The organism is Ruegeria sp. BHSA163 (genome assembly GCF_059613365.1).
This window is the reverse complement of the sequence record NZ_JBXWSJ010000051.1, coordinates 1-15586: the sequence shown is the minus strand read 5'-3', so window position 1 is coordinate 15586 and position 15586 is coordinate 1. Positions and strand designations below refer to the sequence as shown.

The window sequence follows — 15586 nt, the reverse complement described above, 5'->3', positions numbered from 1 at the left end:
AGGGGCACATGCAATTGTCTGTTGTCTTGTCCGCCTGTTGGGTGATTTGCGCGACGATCGTGGCGATGTTGCCGATGAAGTATCAGTTCCTACCGGGTGTCACCCTTTTGATATGCGCCCCGGCGCTGATCCTATGGTTGGGGTTTGATTTCGGCTGGTTTGTCTCTGCTTTGGCACTTGCGGCATTTGTGTCCATGTTCCGATATCCCTTGCGCTATTTTTGGCGAAAATGGTCGGGCCGGGGAGAAGTCCAATGAACTGGTCGATCGCTCTTGCAGGTCTTTGGGGGCTTGTTGCCAATGTAATGGCTATGATCCCCAGCAAAGACAACCATTGGACCCGCGCTTATTTCCTGATCGCTGTGGGCATACCCATTCTGGGATACGTCACCTACGAAAATGGGCCATGGATTGGACTGATCGTGCTGGCAGCAGGTATTTCGGTGCTGCGTTGGCCGGTGATTTACCTTGGGCGCTGGCTGCGCAAGTGGATCTAAGGCTTTCGGCACTTGCACAGCAGACGCAAATCCGCGATCTAGCGTTCATGTCGAAAATTCCCTCGCCGCGCGGCAGGCTTACTAAAAATCGCTCGCTTAATGATCTGACCTGGCTACGGGTTGGTGGTCCGGCGGATTATCTCTTTCAACCAGCGGATATCGAGGATCTCCGGGAATTTCTTCGTGATTTGCCAGCGGATGTGCCAGTTTTTCCGATGGGTGTTGGTTCTAACCTGATCGTAAGGGACGGAGGGTTGCGTTCGGTAGTGATCCGTCTGGGGCGTGGTTTCAATGGAATTTCGGTTGCAGGCAATACTGTCACGGCCGGAGCGGCCGCGCTTGACGCACATGTCGCGCGTAAGGCGGCGGATGCCGGCGTGGACCTGACTTTTTTGCGGACGATTCCGGGATCAATTGGCGGGGCTGTCCGGATGAATGCGGGTTGCTACGGTAGTTACACGGCGGATGTGTTGCGCAAAGCCACTATCGTGACCCGGCAAGGCGAAATCGTGGATCTGAGACCAGAAGATATGAATTTCCGCTATCGCCAAACTGACCTGGCCGATGGGGCCGTCGTGGTTTCAGCCACTTTCAAAGGACCCTTGGGCGATCCAAGGGAATTGCATGACCGCATGGCGTTGCAATTGGAAAAGCGTGATGAAACGCAGCCTACCAAAGATCGCAGTGCCGGATCGACATTTCGCAACCCTGCCGGCTTTTCTTCGACGGGAAGGGCTGATGACGTACACGACCTAAAAGCTTGGAAGGTGATCGATGACGCTGGCATGCGCGGCGCGAAGGTGGGTGGCGCGCAGATGAGTGACAAGCACTCGAATTTCCTTATCAACACTGGTGACGCAACCGCCGCAGACCTTGAAGGTTTGGGCGAGGAGGTACGAAAAAAGGTTTACGAAACAAGCGGTATCACGCTAGAGTGGGAAATTATGCGGGTCGGCGATCCGCTTGAAAAATAGTGCCCTGACCGTCAGACTACAACAGGCAAATTAAGGCGACGGATCAACGGTATAACAACAATACGGACCACCAAAAAGGTCCATGTTTTTGAGGCGCACAAAGGTGGGTATGTCGAGCAGGACAAGCCCCAAAGTGGCGGTTTTGATGGGCGGACCCTCGAAGGAGCGCGAGGTGTCTCTCAGCAGCGGGCGCGAATGCGCAGCCGCCCTAAGGGGAGAAGGCTTTGAAGTGGTCGAACTGGACGCTGGTCCCGACCTTTGCGCTCGCCTTGCCGACATTAAACCGGATGTTGCATTCAATGCCCTTCATGGCCGCTGGGGGGAGGACGGCTGCGTGCAGGGATTGTTGGAGTGGATTCAATTACCTTACACGCATTCAGGTGTTCTGGCTTCGGCGCTGGCCATGGACAAACAACGCAGCAAAGAGGTTTATCAGGCCGAAGGGCTACCTGTAGTCCCGAGCGTTATTGTGCCGAAGATCGAAGTTGTCGAGGCCCACGTGATGGAGCCGCCATATGTTGCAAAGCCCAACAATGAAGGCTCCAGCGTTGGCATCTACATTGTGCATGAATCTGCCAATGGCCCACCGCAGCTTTCCCAGGATATGCCCGATCAAGTTATGGTCGAGAAATACATTCCAGGTCGTGAGCTGACTGTAACCGTCATGGATGACCGACCTTTGACTGTGACAGAGATCATGACAAACGGCGGCTGGTATGATTATGACGCAAAGTACAAGCCGGGTGGGTCTTGGCACGTACTGCCCGCCGAAATCCCAGAGGGAATTTTCGATCGTTGCGTGGACTTTGCCGTGCGCGCGCACAAAGCCCTTGGCTGTCGCGGGGTCAGCAGAACAGATTACCGGTGGGATCACAGCATGGGCTTGGACGGCTTGTTCCTGCTGGAGACCAACACGCAACCAGGAATGACCCCAACTTCTTTGGTGCCCGAACAGGCAGAGCATATGGGTATGACTTTCGGCCAGCTTTGCGCTTGGATGGTGGAGGATGCATCATGCGACCGCTGATTGCCACTCGAGCACTTGAGGAGCATAGGGCAAAGCCTCTGATCGTTACAGATGCCGATTTTGGATCTGGGAACGGTGGGAGCTCGCAACCAAAATCAAAATTTCGGTTACGCGGGTTGGGGCAATTACGTCGTGGCGCAGGTCGCGGTGATCCCACCCCGTCCCGCTTGAGTTACCGGTTCCAGCGATTGATGTTGACGCCCGGCTTTCGAAAGGCGCTTCGGGTGGGCACACCAATTTTTGTCCTTTCCATGGGGCTAGCGGTATATTTTTCGTCTGAGGATCGGCGTAACGCTATTTCCGATTATGTCGTTGAAATTAAGACTTCAATTCAAGAACGTCCGGAATTTATGGTCAATCTGATGGCCATTGATGGTGCGGGAACGGGTCTGTCCGAAGATATTCGCGAAGTCGTGCCGCTGGATTTCCCGCTCAGCTCTTGGGACATGGACGTCGAAAAGATAAGAGACACGATCATTGGGTTGGATCCAGTAAAATCCGCGACTGTGCGCATTCGACCGGGCGGAATTTTGCAAGTCGACGTTGTTGAACGAGAGCCGGTCATTGTCTGGCGGACCCGCAGAGGTGTCGAGTTGCTTGATGAAACCGGTGCCCATGTCGAAAGAATTGCGGCACGCGCCGATTTTGCTGATTTGCCGTTGGTCGCGGGCAAAGGCGCGGACAAGCACGTGCCCGAAGCGTTGGAAATTCTGAGTACTTCTCGCAGTTTAGGCGACAGAGTGCGCGGCCTGGTGCGTGTGGGCGAACGGCGCTGGGATCTGGTTTTGGATCGCGGTCAGCGCATCATGCTGCCGACCGAACGTCCGGCTCGTGCCCTGGAGCGGGTGTTGGCCGTGAACGAGGTGCAGGACCTGCTTGAGCGGGACGTGACCGTGGTTGATATGCGACTAGGACAACGTCCGACAATCAGAATGAATAAAGCCGCCAGCGAAGAATGGTGGAACACAAAAGTGACAGTAAACGGCGGGCAATAAGCGAATGATGACCGATCTTTATCAGTCCCAGCGCGCGATGCGACAGATGCGCAGACAGGCAATTCAAAGAGGCGTTGTCGCCATCTTGGATGTTGGAAGTTCCAAGATCGCCTGTCTTGTGCTGCGCTTTGATGGGGCAGGACGGCTAAGCGAGGATAACTCGATCGGTTCCATGGCGGGGCAGACTGGGTTCCGAGTAATCGGCGCGGCCACGACACGTTCGCGCGGCGTTCAATTTGGTGAAATCACCGCAATGCAGGAAACCGAGCGTGCCATCCGAACGGCATTGCAAGCCGCGCAAAAGATGGCCGATATCCGGGTCGATCACGTTATCGCGTGTTTTTCGGGCGCCAATCCTCGGTCCTACGGCCTTGACGCGCAGGTTGACTTGGAAGGCCAACTTGTCACTGAGGCCGAAGTCGGGCGGGTTCTGAATGCATGCGATGTGCCTGATTACGGTACGGGCCGTGAGGTTTTGCACGCGCAACCTGTTAATTTTGCTCTCGACAATCGATCAGGATTGATTGATCCGCGTGGACAGCAAGGGCAGAGTCTTGCGGTGGACATGCACATGCTCACCGTCGACTCTGCGGCAATTCAAAACATTTTGCGTTGCATCAAACGCTGCGACCTTGAGCTCGCAGGTGTGGCGAATTCTGCCTACGTATCCGGCATTTCGGCTTTGGTTGAAGACGAACAAGAGCTGGGTGCGGCTTGCATAGATATGGGTGGAGGCACGACCAGCGTATCAATTTTCATAAAGAAACATATGATTTACGCCGATAGTGTCAAAATGGGCGGCGATCATGTGACCTCGGATATTTCTATGGGCCTTGGTATTCCGGCAGCGGTGGCAGAGCGAATAAAGACGTTCAATGGAGGTGTCCACGCAACCGGAGCAGACGACCGCGATATGATTGATATCGGCGGTGACACCGGTGACTGGGAACATGATCGTCGAACTGTCAGTCGGGCGGAACTAATTGGTATTATGCGTCCAAGAGTTGAAGAAATACTCGAGGAGGTGCGCACCTGTCTTGACGCTGCGGGCTTCGATCATTTGCCAAGTCAGCAGATCGTGTTGACCGGGGGCGGCAGTCAGATCATGGGACTAGATGGTTTGGCCACGCGCATTCTGGGGCAGCGCGTGCGTTTGGGGCGTCCATTACGTGTTCATGGCCTGCCACAATCTGCTACTGGGCCTGCATTCTCTTCGGCGGTAGGCCTAAGCCTTTTCGCTGCCCATCCGCAAGATGAATGGTGGGACTTCGAAATTCCAGTCGACACATATGCAGCGCGACCTTTCAAAAGAGCGGTTCGGTGGTTCCGTGACAATTGGTAAGACCATTGTTCTTGGATTGGTAAGTGCGCTGGAGCCGACCGTTGCATTCGCGCAGACGCGGATTTCACCTGAGGATTTTTTGTCTGCGGTCGAAGGCAAAACGGCGGATTTCCATGAAATTCATACCGGAGCGCTGGTAGGTATAGAACAATTTCTGAGTTCGAAGTTGTCAGTTTGGTGGCAGCCAGGATTGGGATGCGTCTACGGGCAAATCTCGGTTTCGAAAGGCCAAATTTGCTTTCAGTACGATGATATTGGCGGAGGCGTTTACGTATGTTGGTGGCCATTCGAACACGAAGGCCGACTGATGGTTCGCGAATCAAGTTTTGCATTTGCCGAGATTCAGGAAATACGACGGATCTCGAACGACAACTTGGATTGCCCAAATGCCCCGATTAGCTGAAGAATTGTATTGCGTGCCAACTAATTATCCCTAAAACTGTCCACAGGGTCCGGTAGAGGCCCGGCGGCAGGAGACGAGCAGTTTCCCGCGCGAAGAAGCCAAGTACTTTCATAGAGCGAGTCGCCAAAACCGCGACGCGACGTGTTATTGCGTTGTGTCGCGTTGTTGTTTGGTCGCAACATGTGGCGGATATCGCGAAATACCGCTGATTTCCGCCTTGATTCCTCCATATTTTGTGGTTCGCGGCGATTTTGGACGTGACGTTTGAGGATTTGAACGATAAAATGAAAGATGGATAGGTCAGAAAAACACCGCAGTACGCGGCAACTTATAAAACAGGCGGACAGAGCATGACATTGAATCTTTCGATGCCCGGGCACGATGAATTAAAGCCACGGATCACGGTTTTTGGCGTTGGCGGCGCTGGCGGTAATGCCGTGGATAACATGATTGCAAAGCAGCTGGACGGTGTCGAATTCGTTGTCGCAAATACCGACGCACAGGCCCTTCAGCAAAGCAGCTCGTCCGCACGAGTTCAATTGGGTGTCAAAGTGACCGAAGGTTTGGGGGCTGGCGCGCGCCCGACCGTTGGTGCTGCTGCCGCCGAGGAGAGCATCGAACAGATAGTCGACCATCTAGCTGGCGCACACATGTGCTTTATCACTGCTGGTATGGGTGGTGGTACTGGGACCGGAGCAGCGCCAATTATCGCTCAAGCAGCGCGGGAATTGGGTGTACTCACCGTTGGCGTCGTGACCAAGCCTTTCCAATTCGAAGGTGCAAAGCGGATGCGTCAAGCCGAAGACGGTGTGGACGCTCTTCAAAAAGTTGTTGATACGCTGATCATTATCCCGAACCAAAACCTGTTCCGTCTGGCCAACGAAAAGACCACGTTCACCGAAGCGTTCTCGATGGCTGATGATGTTCTGTATCAAGGTGTAAAAGGCGTGACGGACCTGATGGTCCGCCCCGGTCTGATCAACCTCGATTTTGCTGACGTTCGCGCCGTCATGGACGAGATGGGCAAAGCGATGATGGGTACAGGCGAAGCAACTGGAGAAGATCGTGCCATTCAGGCGGCGGAAAAAGCCATAGCCAACCCTCTTTTGGATGAAATCAGCCTCAAGGGAGCGAAGGGCGTTCTGATCAACATAACAGGTTCTCATGATCTGACCCTCTTCGAGCTGGACGAAGCCGCCAACCGAATTCGGGAAGAAGTTGATCCTGATGCGAATATTATCGTTGGTTCTACCCTTGATACCGAGATGGAAGGCGGGATGCGCGTGTCTGTGGTGGCCACAGGAATTGATGCCAGCGACGTTCAGTCGGACGTCCCGGTTGCGCGCCGCTCAATGTCGGCTCCGCTTACCCGAACAGTATCTGCCGAAGAAGCGGCTGATGAGCAATCACTGGAAGTCGCCGCTCGGACATCGGCTGCAGACGATGGCAACATTGCCCCAACTCTTTTTGAATCAATCGAAGATGTAGAGTTCAAGGAAGGTTGGCACAACGAACCGCCGGCAGCTGCTGAACAGGACGATGACGGTTTACCTCCTCCCGCCTATCAACCCCATGTGGCAGAATTCGAACCGAGACCCGATTCTGGTGAGCGGGCTGCAGAGGACTACGTCGCGCCACGCGCTCAGGAACCCGGAACGCCGTCACCTGCAGCCATGCAGCGTCTACAGGCAGCGGTTCAAAAAGTGCCAACAGGCGCGCCGCGATTCAACTCCACACGAGCTCAGGAAGCAGTAGCGCCAGAGCAGCCTCAACCAGAAGAACGCTCGCGTTTTGGCTTTAACAGATTGATCGACCGTATGACTGGACATGCGTCGGATACACCTGCGCAACCTGCCCGTCAGCAGCCTGCAATCAGAGCGTCGGATGCCACCGCACCAGCCCAAGAAGCAGCTGACCCGGATCAGGATAGAATTGAAATTCCCGCCTTCTTGCGCCGACAAGCCAACTGATCGCGGTAACAAAATCTTTGAAGAGAGCTGCCAACCGGTGGCTCTTTTTCTTTTAAAAACAATGCACTGAATGTCTGTAAGCAGGGTTTTGCCGATCTGTCACACTGATGTTTCATTCAGTTGCAAAGAGTGAGTTGAGCCTTGAGGCGCCGTTCCTTAACTGATGTGCGACGCAGCCCATAGCTGGCTGCACGCTGCTATCTGAGGTTCTAATTGCAACATACGCTCAAATCTTCGGTCACGTTTTCAGGCGTTGGGCTGCACAGCGGTAAGCCTGCGAAAATGGTTCTGAAGCCAGCTGCGGCAGGTCATGGGATTTGGTTCAAACGGACCGATATCGAATTGGGCAATGCTCTGATCCCTGCAATATATGACGTCGTTGAACGCACACAGCTGTGTACGCGGCTGGTTAACGACGCGGGCGTGTCAGTTTCGACAGTCGAACACATTATGGCTGCTCTCGCCGGGTGCGGTATTCACAATGCTCTGGTTGAGATCGATGGTCCCGAAGTCCCGATCATGGATGGGTCGGCCATTGAGTTTGTACACGGCATCATGTCTAAGGGCGTTCGCCGTCAGGCCAGCCCGGTGTTGGCATATCAAGTGCTCGAACCAGTGGCAGTTTCTCGTGAAGGTGCGAGTGCTACGATTGCTCCGGCTGAAGGTTTGGTAATCGAATTCAACATTGATTTTGAAGATGACGCAATCGGTTCCCAGACCAAGGTTCTGGATATGCGGAATGGATCTTTTGCGAGAGAGCTTTGCGACAGCCGAACTTTCTGCCGCCGCACCGACGTCGAAGCGATGCGTGAAAATGGTCTGGCGCTGGGCGGAACTTTGGAAAACGCGGTCGTCGTTCAAGGCGCCGAAGTTCTAACGCCTGGTGGCTTTCGCCATGCTGACGAGGCGGTGCGTCACAAGATGCTGGACGCGTTAGGAGACTTGTATCTGGCGGGCGGTCCGATTCTTGGACGATTTACTGGTGATAAGTCTGGTCATTCAATGACCAACACCTTGCTGCGTAAACTCTTTGAGACACCAGGTGCTGTGCGTCCGGTCCTTTGCACACCAGAACAGGCCGCGCGCTTGCCAGGTCAAGGTCTGGTCCGCAGCGAAATTCCGCAAGTGGCTTGAAAATATCAACTTTGAAGACATTTCCCACTGAGTGCGTATAAGGCGTTTTGCACCTGAATTTTATGTGCTAGACCAAGGCCCGATTAGGGTTTAATCCCGGCCAGGAAGACGACAAGGAAGTGCGGTATGGTTGGCATCAAAGCGGCAGTCAGGTTCGCAGGAGCGATTCTTCTGGCAGCAACTTTGACGGCTTGCGGCGATTCCGGCGGCATCTTTGGAAAAAAAGGTGCGGACCGCTCCCAGAACCTTGAAGGATTTACTCCGGAACAAATTTACACCCGTGGTGAGTATGAACTCTCGCAAAATCGCTCGGACGATGCAGCGTGGTATTTCTCCGAGGTCGAGCGGCTCTACCCTTATTCGGATTGGGCCAAGCGAGCCTTGATCATGCAGGCTTTTTCGTTCCACTCGGATAAGAACTATGAGGAAAGCCGGGCGGCCGCGCAGCGATATATCGATTTTTATCCTACCGACGAAGACGCGGCTTATGCTCAGTACCTGCTGGCGCTAAGCTATTACGACCAAATTGACGAGGTGGGCCGCGATCAGGGACTTACCTTTCAGGCGTTACAATCACTGCGTACGGTGATCGAAGTCTATCCAGACAGTGAATATGCCACTTCGGCCGTATTGAAGTTTGATCTGGCTTTTGACCACCTTGCAGGAAAGGAAATGGAAATTGGCCGGTATTACCTGCGGCAGGATCATTATACGGCGGCGATTAATCGATTTCGCGTTGTAGTTGAGGATTTCCAGACCACTTCTCACACCGCCGAGGCGTTGCACAGGTTAGTGGAAGCCTATCTTTCACTGGGCCTTTATGACGAGGCGCAGTCTGCTGGTGCGATATTGGGGTACAACTATCAATCTACAGAATGGTACGAAGCCAGCTATGCATTGCTGACATCACGCGGCCTGAACCTTAAGAGCAGCGGTAACAACTGGCTCAGCACGATATATCGGCAGACCATAAAAGGTGAGTGGTTGTAACTGCCATGGTTACTGGCGTGGGACGCTAAGACCCGATGTTGCGCGCCCTTGATATCCGCGACATGTTGATCATTGACCGGTTGGAGCTGTCGTTTCAGCCGGGATTGAACGCTTTGACTGGCGAAACTGGTGCGGGCAAATCAATCCTTCTGGATTCGTTGGGCTTTGTCCTCGGCTGGAGAGGGCGTGCCGAATTAGTTCGGCAAGGTGCATCACAAGGCGAGGTCATTGCAGAATTCGAACTCTCTGCCGACCACCCTGCGCATCACATCTTAGCCGAAGCCGGTTTGCCCGCAGGCGACGAATTAATCCTGCGTCGCGTAAATACAGCCGATGGGCGCAAGACCGCATGGGTCAATGATCGCCGATGCTCTGGCGAAATTCTTAGAGCACTTTCTGAAACTTTGGTGGAATTGCACGGTCAACATGATGACCGAGGACTTTTGAATCCGCGCGGACATCGGGCAATGCTGGACGACTACGCGGGGGCTGGGGCTCAACTTGCCGCTGTTCGCTCAGCGTGGTCCGAGATGTCGCGTGCTAGGAGGGCATTGGCTGAGACTGAAACTGCCCTTGCCGCAATGCGTGCCGAAGAAGAATTCCTTCGCCACGCCGTGTCCGAACTGGACAAGCTGGACCCGCAGTCGGGAGAAGATGCAGAGCTTGATGGCCGTCGCCGTATGATGCAAGGCGCAGAACGCATCCGCGATGACGTTGCCCGCGCATTCGGTCTTTTGGGTGGAGAAGGCGCCGAGGGTACGATGGCAGAAGCAATCCGCTGGTTGGAAGGTGTATCGGACAATGCGGGTGGGCAATTGGAAGAACCCATTGCCGCATTAGGTCGTGCGATGATCGAACTCGGGGAAGCTCAAGACGGTGTCCATTCCTGCCTTCAAGCACTGGACTTCAACCCGACGGAACTGGAGGCAATCGAAGAACGCTTGTTCGCAATACGGGCGCTGGCCCGCAAGCATGACGTAGCCCCGGACGATTTAGGCGCTTTCGCAGAAACTTTGCGTGATCGTCTAAGTCGGCTTGACGCAGGCGATGACGACCTTGCAAATCATCGCGAAATGGTCGAAGCCGCGCAAATATCCTACGATACAGCTGCAGCCAAACTCGGCAATATTCGTCGCAAGGCGGCAGGACAGTTGGACGCCGCGGTAATGGCCGAGCTGGCTCCGTTGAAAATGGAGCGTGCTATTTTCCAGACTGAAATCACGCCATCTGAGCCCGGTCCCGAGGGGAACGACGCGGTCGCTTTTAGCGTCGCCACCAATCCGGGTGCCCCATCTGGGCCGCTTAACAAGATTGCTTCGGGTGGCGAACTCAGCCGCTTTTTGCTGGCACTCAAAGTCTGTTTGACTGGTGCTAACACCAATCGGACAATGATATTTGATGAAATTGACCGAGGTGTGGGCGGCGCGACAGCAGATGCGGTGGGGCGACGTTTGGCGTCGCTGGCTTTGGGTGGACAGGTTTTGGTTGTTACTCATTCGCCGCAAGTTGCAGCCCGCGCCGCGCATCATTGGCGGGTGCAAAAACAGGTAAGTAATGGACAGACTCTGTCTACTGTCTCGCATCTGACAGAATTGGATCGTGTTGACGAAATCGCGCGCATGGTTGCAGGTGACACTATCACAGAAGAAGCCCGCGCGGCAGCCCGGGCATTGCTTCAGGTCTGAAGCAATTAGGGTCGTAATTCGACTTTTCTAAAGGCGCTGACTGACTTACTAAGTGCCCAAAAAAAAGACCCAGAAAGCCAATGACCCAATCAACCCGCACCTTACTTCGCAACCAATTCAATCAGGCTGTGGCGGCTATCAAAGATGCGTGGCGGGTGATGTTGCGCCGTGGCCCCAGCCAAGTTCAGTTTTGGTTCATAGCGCTGGTTATAGGAATAGCCGCGGGTTTTATGGCGCTTGGCTTCCGAAAGGCGACGCAAGCGCTGCAAGCGTATATCTATGATACCGCTGATATACTTATGTTGCACAGCCATGCTGAAAAGCTACCGTGGCTGCTGATTCTGATCACGCCGATCATTGGCGGGTTGATCGTGGGAATCATCCTGCACAAGTTCACCGATGACGGAAGGGTCCGATCGGTTGCCGATGTAATTGAGGGCGCGGCAACGACCGACGGGCGCGTGGAAAACAAGGCTGGGATAGCATCGTTTTTTGCGTCTCTAATTACTTTAAGTACGGGTGGTTCTACAGGGCGCGAGGGACCTGTTGTCCACATGGCGGGCGTGATTTCAACTTGGGTCAGCAATCGTATCCACGCGGACGGAATCACCGGGCGTGATCTTTTGGGATGCGCAGTCGCCGCGGCGGTGTCGGCAAGCTTCAACGCTCCTATTGCTGGGGCTTTGTTCGCGCTTGAAGTGGTGTTGCGCCATTTTGCAGTTCACGCATTTGCACCCATCGTTATCGCCTCGGTCGCGGGAACGGTTATCAGCCGGCTAGAGCGCGGGGACGTGACTGAATTTATCCTGGAAACACCTGGATCGCTTCAATTCTACGTCGAACTACCTGCTTTTCTGCTTCTTGGCCTGATTTGCGGACTGGTTTCGTTGTTGCTCATGCGGTCAATATTCTTTGTCGACGATATCGGAAGTCACATTCAGGCCCGCCTATCCCTGCCAAGGTGGTTGAGACCTGCCGTTTCCGGAGCGATTCTGGGGGTTTTGGCGATTTGGTTTCCTCATATTATCGGCGTCGGCTACGAAACGACTGTCCGTGCGCTGACTGGCGATCTTGTTCTGACAACGGCGATCGTGTTTGCAGTGGTCAAAACCGTGGCCGTCGCCATTACAATGGGCGGACGTATGGGAGGGGGCGTGTTCTCTCCCTCTTTGATGATCGGCGCACTGACAGGTCTGGCCTTTGGGTTGATTGCGACAGGATTGCTGCCAGAGGTATCCGGAACTCACACGCTTTACGCATTTGCGGGAATGGGGGCGGTTGCGGCGGCCGTGCTTGGTGCCCCGATATCGACCACGCTGATCGTTTTTGAACTGACCGGGGACTGGCAGATCGGTCTGGCCGTTATGGTATCGGTTTCCATGTCGACTGCTTTGGCATCGCGACTGGTGGACCGGTCTTTCTTCCTGACCCAACTAGAACGTCGAAACGTACACTTGGCCGCAGGACCGCAGGCCTATTTACTTGCCATGCTTCGGGCCGGGACCGTAATGCGCCCTATCGATGATGCTCGGTCCATCAGTGAGGAAGAGGCGCAAAATCTGATAAAACAGGGTCTTTGCGTTGAAGCCAGCGCCACACTCGAAGCCGCGATGCCGTATTTCGACAGGGGCGACATCCCTTGCATTCCGGTCGTTATAAAAAGCCAAGATGGGGTCGAAAACCCGGTAGGAGCTTTGTACCACGTCGATGCGCTAAAGGCTTATAATCGGGCGTTGGCGGCTACAGCGGCAGAAGAGCACTCGTAATTTCAATTTTCGTATACGCTTGCGGCGTCTCCCATGTAATTGTCCCAAGCAAACCAGTAAGAGATGTGCCCAGCTACTCGCGGCAACTGTTCTCCGTTTGGCCCGGCAAGTGCTTCCTCGGTCACTTTCCAAGTATTACCCGCTTGGTCCTGTAAACCGCTATCTACTGTTCGGAAAGTATGTCTGGCGCGTTCATAGGCTCGGACGCTGCGATTTTTTGGGTTGCCTATCAACAACAAGGGTTTGTCTGCGATTGCGTCATTGATCACGGGCGTCTTTGCAAATTCTTGCAAAGGCCATGCCCGCGCTGCACCGAACTGGCGTATGGTAAAAACATAGTCCTTTTGGCGGTGTCGCGTCTGGTCGACCAGAGCCGGAAACATCAACTCGCTTGATGCAAAATAGTCTCGATAGACAACTCCCGATCCATAGTTTCGTCTATGCCCGGTTTTGAGGGACAATACCTTGGTTGTTGGATGCGAGGTTTTCCAACTGTCCCAAGTGGTAATAACCACAGGTCGCTGCTTTAGAGTAATCCCACTATCGGCCAATGGACCCACAACGGGTCTGCCAGTGTACTGATTCCAAAGGGTATTGGACGCCCGATCAAACATCAGTTTGTTTGATCGATATAAGAAACCCGACGAACCAAAGACAAAGGGCTTTCGCCGACCTGCTACATGGGTTTCAAACAGGATTCCCGAACCACACAAAGTACAATAAGCCAACGCAACAGGCACGCCGCCTATCACTTCGTTGAACATTTCGTGCCAGCCCATGATCCGCAGTGGATAAGCCCGCGCATCCCCGTTGATGGATATTCCAAAAACCAGATCGTCCCCTTTCAGATAATCTGCTTTCGAAGCCGATAGCAGGTCCGGGTTGTCAAGCGAGGGGATACCGTCCTTGGTAACTCCGCCCCAAGCAATCTCTTCCAGTCGAATTTTCATCTTGTCTCGTTGCAAGTATTCAGGCTTGAGGAACACATCAAAATTTTGGTCTATACCCAGCAGAACTTCGCGCTTGAACGGAATGAATGATGGGTGCGGAACGATCTGGCGATTACGTTCTTGCCACAACATCCACTCAAACCAGTCTGTTCCATGGCTTTGCCCTGTCAAAGCCTCCATGACTTCGGCAATTTGATCATCCCGACGTCTGGCATAACGCATGGCGGTAAGTAAGGCAGGTACGACATCCTTATTGCCACGTTGTCGAAGATAGACCATTCCGCTCTCGAATTCCGACGAACTGCCAAATAGGGTGGAACGGGTGGCTTCGAGCACTGGATCCTGCTGCGCCCAAAGCGTCCCGGGAAATACAATCCCGGCAACCAATAGCCCTGAAAAGCTCCGGCGCGAAACAGACATGACATCCTCCTTTTCGAAGTCACGTCAAGAATGCCTGTTTTGCCGCTCACTTTCACGCCACAGAAGCGTGAATGCCTTTGTGATCAGAACTCGCTTTTCGACTGTGTACTAGATTTTAGTCTGTGTATCTTCGCTGGTTTCCTGCGGTTCACTTTCCGAAGCATTCAGCGTCAACGGCGGTTCGTGGGGTTCTTCTGAAATTGGTGCCGGTGCCGTTGGAACGGGTTCTTGCAAGGTTTCTTCCGGCCCGGGCACAAGGCGGGCGGTCGGTGCGGCATCGGTTTCCATATCGGATTCCAAGTTTTTCACCGGTTCTGAAACTTGAGTGTCCAAACTGATCAAGGCGCGGCGGAAAACCAGCACATTGCGCCAATTCACGGATGAACTGGTCAAACCAGCGCGTTCTTCGCTGGGCAGCAATTCAGCGCGTTGATATTCCCAGCCTTCCTGTCCCAATTGGTTAAGCAATGTTTCGATGGAATTCGCAAACCGACCCTCGGGTGTCTTGACCCCTCTGGCCTTTGTGCCTTTCTGAGGGGCGGGGACAACTTTGTACTCATAGCGCTGCATCAATCGTTCCTGACTGCCGTGTTTCGCCAAATTAACATTTTAACAGGCTGGGGAAAGCGAACTTGGTATTTTAGAAAAATTCAGCTCGCACTGTTGCCGTGGTTCCGCGCCGCTTTACCGACCAGCGACAAGCACATTTCCGTTGCAATAGCCATATCCTGAACGGAAATCCATTCAAGTGGCCCATGAATGCACTGCATCCCGGTAAAAATATTTGGAGTCGGCGTGCCGAATTCGGTAAGACGTGACCCATCCGTGCCGCCGCGGATCGGGACGGAGATTGGTTCAATTCCCAGATCTTGACATGCCTCACGGGCCAGTTCGACGGGGGTCATATCGTTTTCCAGCCAGTAACGCATGTTGCGATATTGGTGTGAAATATCGCAGGTGATTTGGGCGCGGGGTTCTGTGGCTTGCACCGTGGCACAGACCTGCCTAACAAGTTCACCTTGCGCCTCAAGCGCGTCCATCTCGAAATCTCGCAAGATCAACTTGATTTCCATTTCTGACGAACCGCCACTCATTCCGACAATATGAATGAAACCTTCGCGTCCGTCGGTCACTTCGGGCGTCATTGTAACCTGAGGTAAAGTCTGCACAATCTTGGCTGCTAAGTGCGTAGCGTTGACCAGTTTACCTTTGGCCAGGCCGGGATGGATCGAAACACCTTTTATCCTGATAACAGCCCAATCTGCCGAAAAACTTTCATAGACGATTTCACCCACATCTTCTCCATCCAGTGTATAGGCGAAATCAGCCCCCAGATCCTTGGGCAGTCGTTCTGTCACGCCACGTCCGATTTCTTCGTCCGGAGTAAAGGCGAGGCGGATCGGGCCATGAGAGATATCTTTGTTTTCAAGCAAG

15 protein-coding genes are annotated in these 15586 nt (G+C 53.9%); 12 read left to right on the top strand and 3 right to left on the bottom strand.

Annotation, left to right across the window (positions count from 1 at the left end):
* Positions 1–8: 8 nt before the first annotated feature.
* The 12 genes from AC2FNV_RS18805 to AC2FNV_RS18750 all read left to right on the top strand — a co-directional run bounded on the left by AC2FNV_RS18805 (position 9) and on the right by AC2FNV_RS18750 (position 12782).
* Complete coding sequence (locus tag AC2FNV_RS18805) at positions 9–257, top strand: DUF2484 family protein (RefSeq protein WP_170608080.1); 249 nt, start codon at positions 9–11, stop codon at positions 255–257.
* Positions 254–496 carry a DUF2484 family protein gene (locus AC2FNV_RS18800; protein ID WP_170478851.1) on the top strand — a complete coding sequence of 81 codons (243 nt, stop codon included), beginning with the start codon at positions 254–256 and terminating at the stop codon, positions 494–496. The genes AC2FNV_RS18805 and AC2FNV_RS18800 overlap by 4 nt, the downstream gene beginning before the upstream one ends.
* 47 nt (positions 497–543) lie before the next feature.
* On the top strand, positions 544–1470 hold the full coding sequence (murB, locus tag AC2FNV_RS18795) for a UDP-N-acetylmuramate dehydrogenase (protein WP_170608078.1): 927 nt from the start codon (positions 544–546) through the stop codon (positions 1468–1470).
* A gap of 145 nt (positions 1471–1615) precedes the next feature.
* Positions 1616–2497, top strand: a complete 882-nt coding sequence (locus AC2FNV_RS18790; RefSeq protein ID WP_496774122.1) for a D-alanine--D-alanine ligase — start codon at positions 1616–1618, stop codon at positions 2495–2497.
* A complete protein-coding gene (locus tag AC2FNV_RS18785) occupies positions 2485–3492 on the top strand; it encodes a cell division protein FtsQ/DivIB (protein ID WP_170608075.1) in 1008 nt (335 codons plus the stop codon). The genes AC2FNV_RS18790 and AC2FNV_RS18785 overlap by 13 nt, the downstream gene beginning before the upstream one ends.
* 7 nt (positions 3493–3499) lie before the next feature.
* Complete coding sequence (gene ftsA, locus AC2FNV_RS18780) at positions 3500–4834, top strand: cell division protein FtsA (RefSeq protein WP_170608073.1); 1335 nt, start codon at positions 3500–3502, stop codon at positions 4832–4834.
* Positions 4821–5237 (top strand): hypothetical protein, encoded by a 417-nt coding sequence (locus tag AC2FNV_RS18775; protein ID WP_170608071.1) that lies wholly within the window; start codon positions 4821–4823, stop codon positions 5235–5237. Before ftsA ends, AC2FNV_RS18775 begins: the two co-directional genes overlap by 14 nt.
* A gap of 350 nt (positions 5238–5587) precedes the next feature.
* Positions 5588–7207: a cell division protein FtsZ gene (ftsZ, locus tag AC2FNV_RS18770; RefSeq protein WP_170608069.1), complete on the top strand. Its 1620-nt coding sequence runs from the start codon at positions 5588–5590 to the stop codon at positions 7205–7207.
* A gap of 213 nt (positions 7208–7420) precedes the next feature.
* On the top strand, positions 7421–8341 hold the full coding sequence (gene lpxC / locus AC2FNV_RS18765; RefSeq protein ID WP_170608067.1) for a UDP-3-O-acyl-N-acetylglucosamine deacetylase: 921 nt from the start codon (positions 7421–7423) through the stop codon (positions 8339–8341).
* A 126-nt stretch (positions 8342–8467) separates the two neighbouring features.
* Complete coding sequence (locus AC2FNV_RS18760) at positions 8468–9331, top strand: outer membrane protein assembly factor BamD (RefSeq protein ID WP_170478864.1); 864 nt, start codon at positions 8468–8470, stop codon at positions 9329–9331.
* Positions 9332–9366: 35 nt separating this feature from the next.
* Complete coding sequence (recN, locus tag AC2FNV_RS18755; RefSeq protein ID WP_170608065.1) at positions 9367–11016, top strand: DNA repair protein RecN; 1650 nt, start codon at positions 9367–9369, stop codon at positions 11014–11016.
* Between the two features lie 80 nt (positions 11017–11096).
* Complete coding sequence (locus tag AC2FNV_RS18750) at positions 11097–12782, top strand: chloride channel protein (RefSeq protein ID WP_496774119.1); 1686 nt, start codon at positions 11097–11099, stop codon at positions 12780–12782.
* Positions 12783–12784: 2 nt separating this feature from the next.
* Here the strand turns inward: AC2FNV_RS18750 and AC2FNV_RS18745 are convergent, their stop codons facing one another.
* The 3 genes from AC2FNV_RS18745 to pepT form a co-directional block, all read right to left on the bottom strand.
* Positions 12785–14152 carry a DUF3179 domain-containing protein gene (locus tag AC2FNV_RS18745; RefSeq protein WP_170608061.1) on the bottom strand — a complete coding sequence of 456 codons (1368 nt, stop codon included), beginning with the start codon at positions 14150–14152 and terminating at the stop codon, positions 12785–12787.
* Between the two features lie 108 nt (positions 14153–14260).
* The gene (locus AC2FNV_RS18740; RefSeq protein WP_170608059.1) at positions 14261–14722 is read right to left on the bottom strand and encodes a DUF4177 domain-containing protein; all 462 of its coding nucleotides are present in this window, start codon (positions 14720–14722) and stop codon (positions 14261–14263) included.
* An 80-nt stretch (positions 14723–14802) separates the two neighbouring features.
* The coding region (gene pepT, locus AC2FNV_RS18735) for a tripeptide aminopeptidase PepT (protein WP_496774117.1) at positions 14803–15586 on the bottom strand (784 nt) is incomplete at its 5' end.

What these genes read in the sequence shown, in the direction of transcription:
- AC2FNV_RS18805 (WP_170608080.1), top strand. Translation starts at nt 9, where the DNA reads ATGCAATTGTCTGTTGTCTTGTCCGCCTGTTGGGTGATTTGCGCGACG.
- AC2FNV_RS18800 (WP_170478851.1), top strand. Translation starts at nt 254, where the DNA reads ATGAACTGGTCGATCGCTCTTGCAGGTCTTTGGGGGCTTGTTGCCAAT.
- murB (WP_170608078.1), top strand. Translation starts at nt 544, where the DNA reads ATGTCGAAAATTCCCTCGCCGCGCGGCAGGCTTACTAAAAATCGCTCG.
- AC2FNV_RS18790 (WP_496774122.1), top strand. Translation starts at nt 1,616, where the DNA reads ATGGGCGGACCCTCGAAGGAGCGCGAGGTGTCTCTCAGCAGCGGGCGC.
- AC2FNV_RS18785 (WP_170608075.1), top strand. Translation starts at nt 2,485, where the DNA reads ATGCGACCGCTGATTGCCACTCGAGCACTTGAGGAGCATAGGGCAAAG.
- ftsA (WP_170608073.1), top strand. Translation starts at nt 3,500, where the DNA reads ATGACCGATCTTTATCAGTCCCAGCGCGCGATGCGACAGATGCGCAGA.
- ftsZ (WP_170608069.1), top strand. Translation starts at nt 5,588, where the DNA reads ATGACATTGAATCTTTCGATGCCCGGGCACGATGAATTAAAGCCACGG.
- AC2FNV_RS18760 (WP_170478864.1), top strand. Translation starts at nt 8,468, where the DNA reads ATGGTTGGCATCAAAGCGGCAGTCAGGTTCGCAGGAGCGATTCTTCTG.
- recN (WP_170608065.1), top strand. Translation starts at nt 9,367, where the DNA reads ATGTTGCGCGCCCTTGATATCCGCGACATGTTGATCATTGACCGGTTG.
- AC2FNV_RS18750 (WP_496774119.1), top strand. Translation starts at nt 11,097, where the DNA reads ATGACCCAATCAACCCGCACCTTACTTCGCAACCAATTCAATCAGGCT.
- AC2FNV_RS18745 (WP_170608061.1), bottom strand. Translation starts at nt 14,152, where the DNA reads ATGTCTGTTTCGCGCCGGAGCTTTTCAGGGCTATTGGTTGCCGGGATT.
- AC2FNV_RS18740 (WP_170608059.1), bottom strand. Translation starts at nt 14,722, where the DNA reads ATGCAGCGCTATGAGTACAAAGTTGTCCCCGCCCCTCAGAAAGGCACA.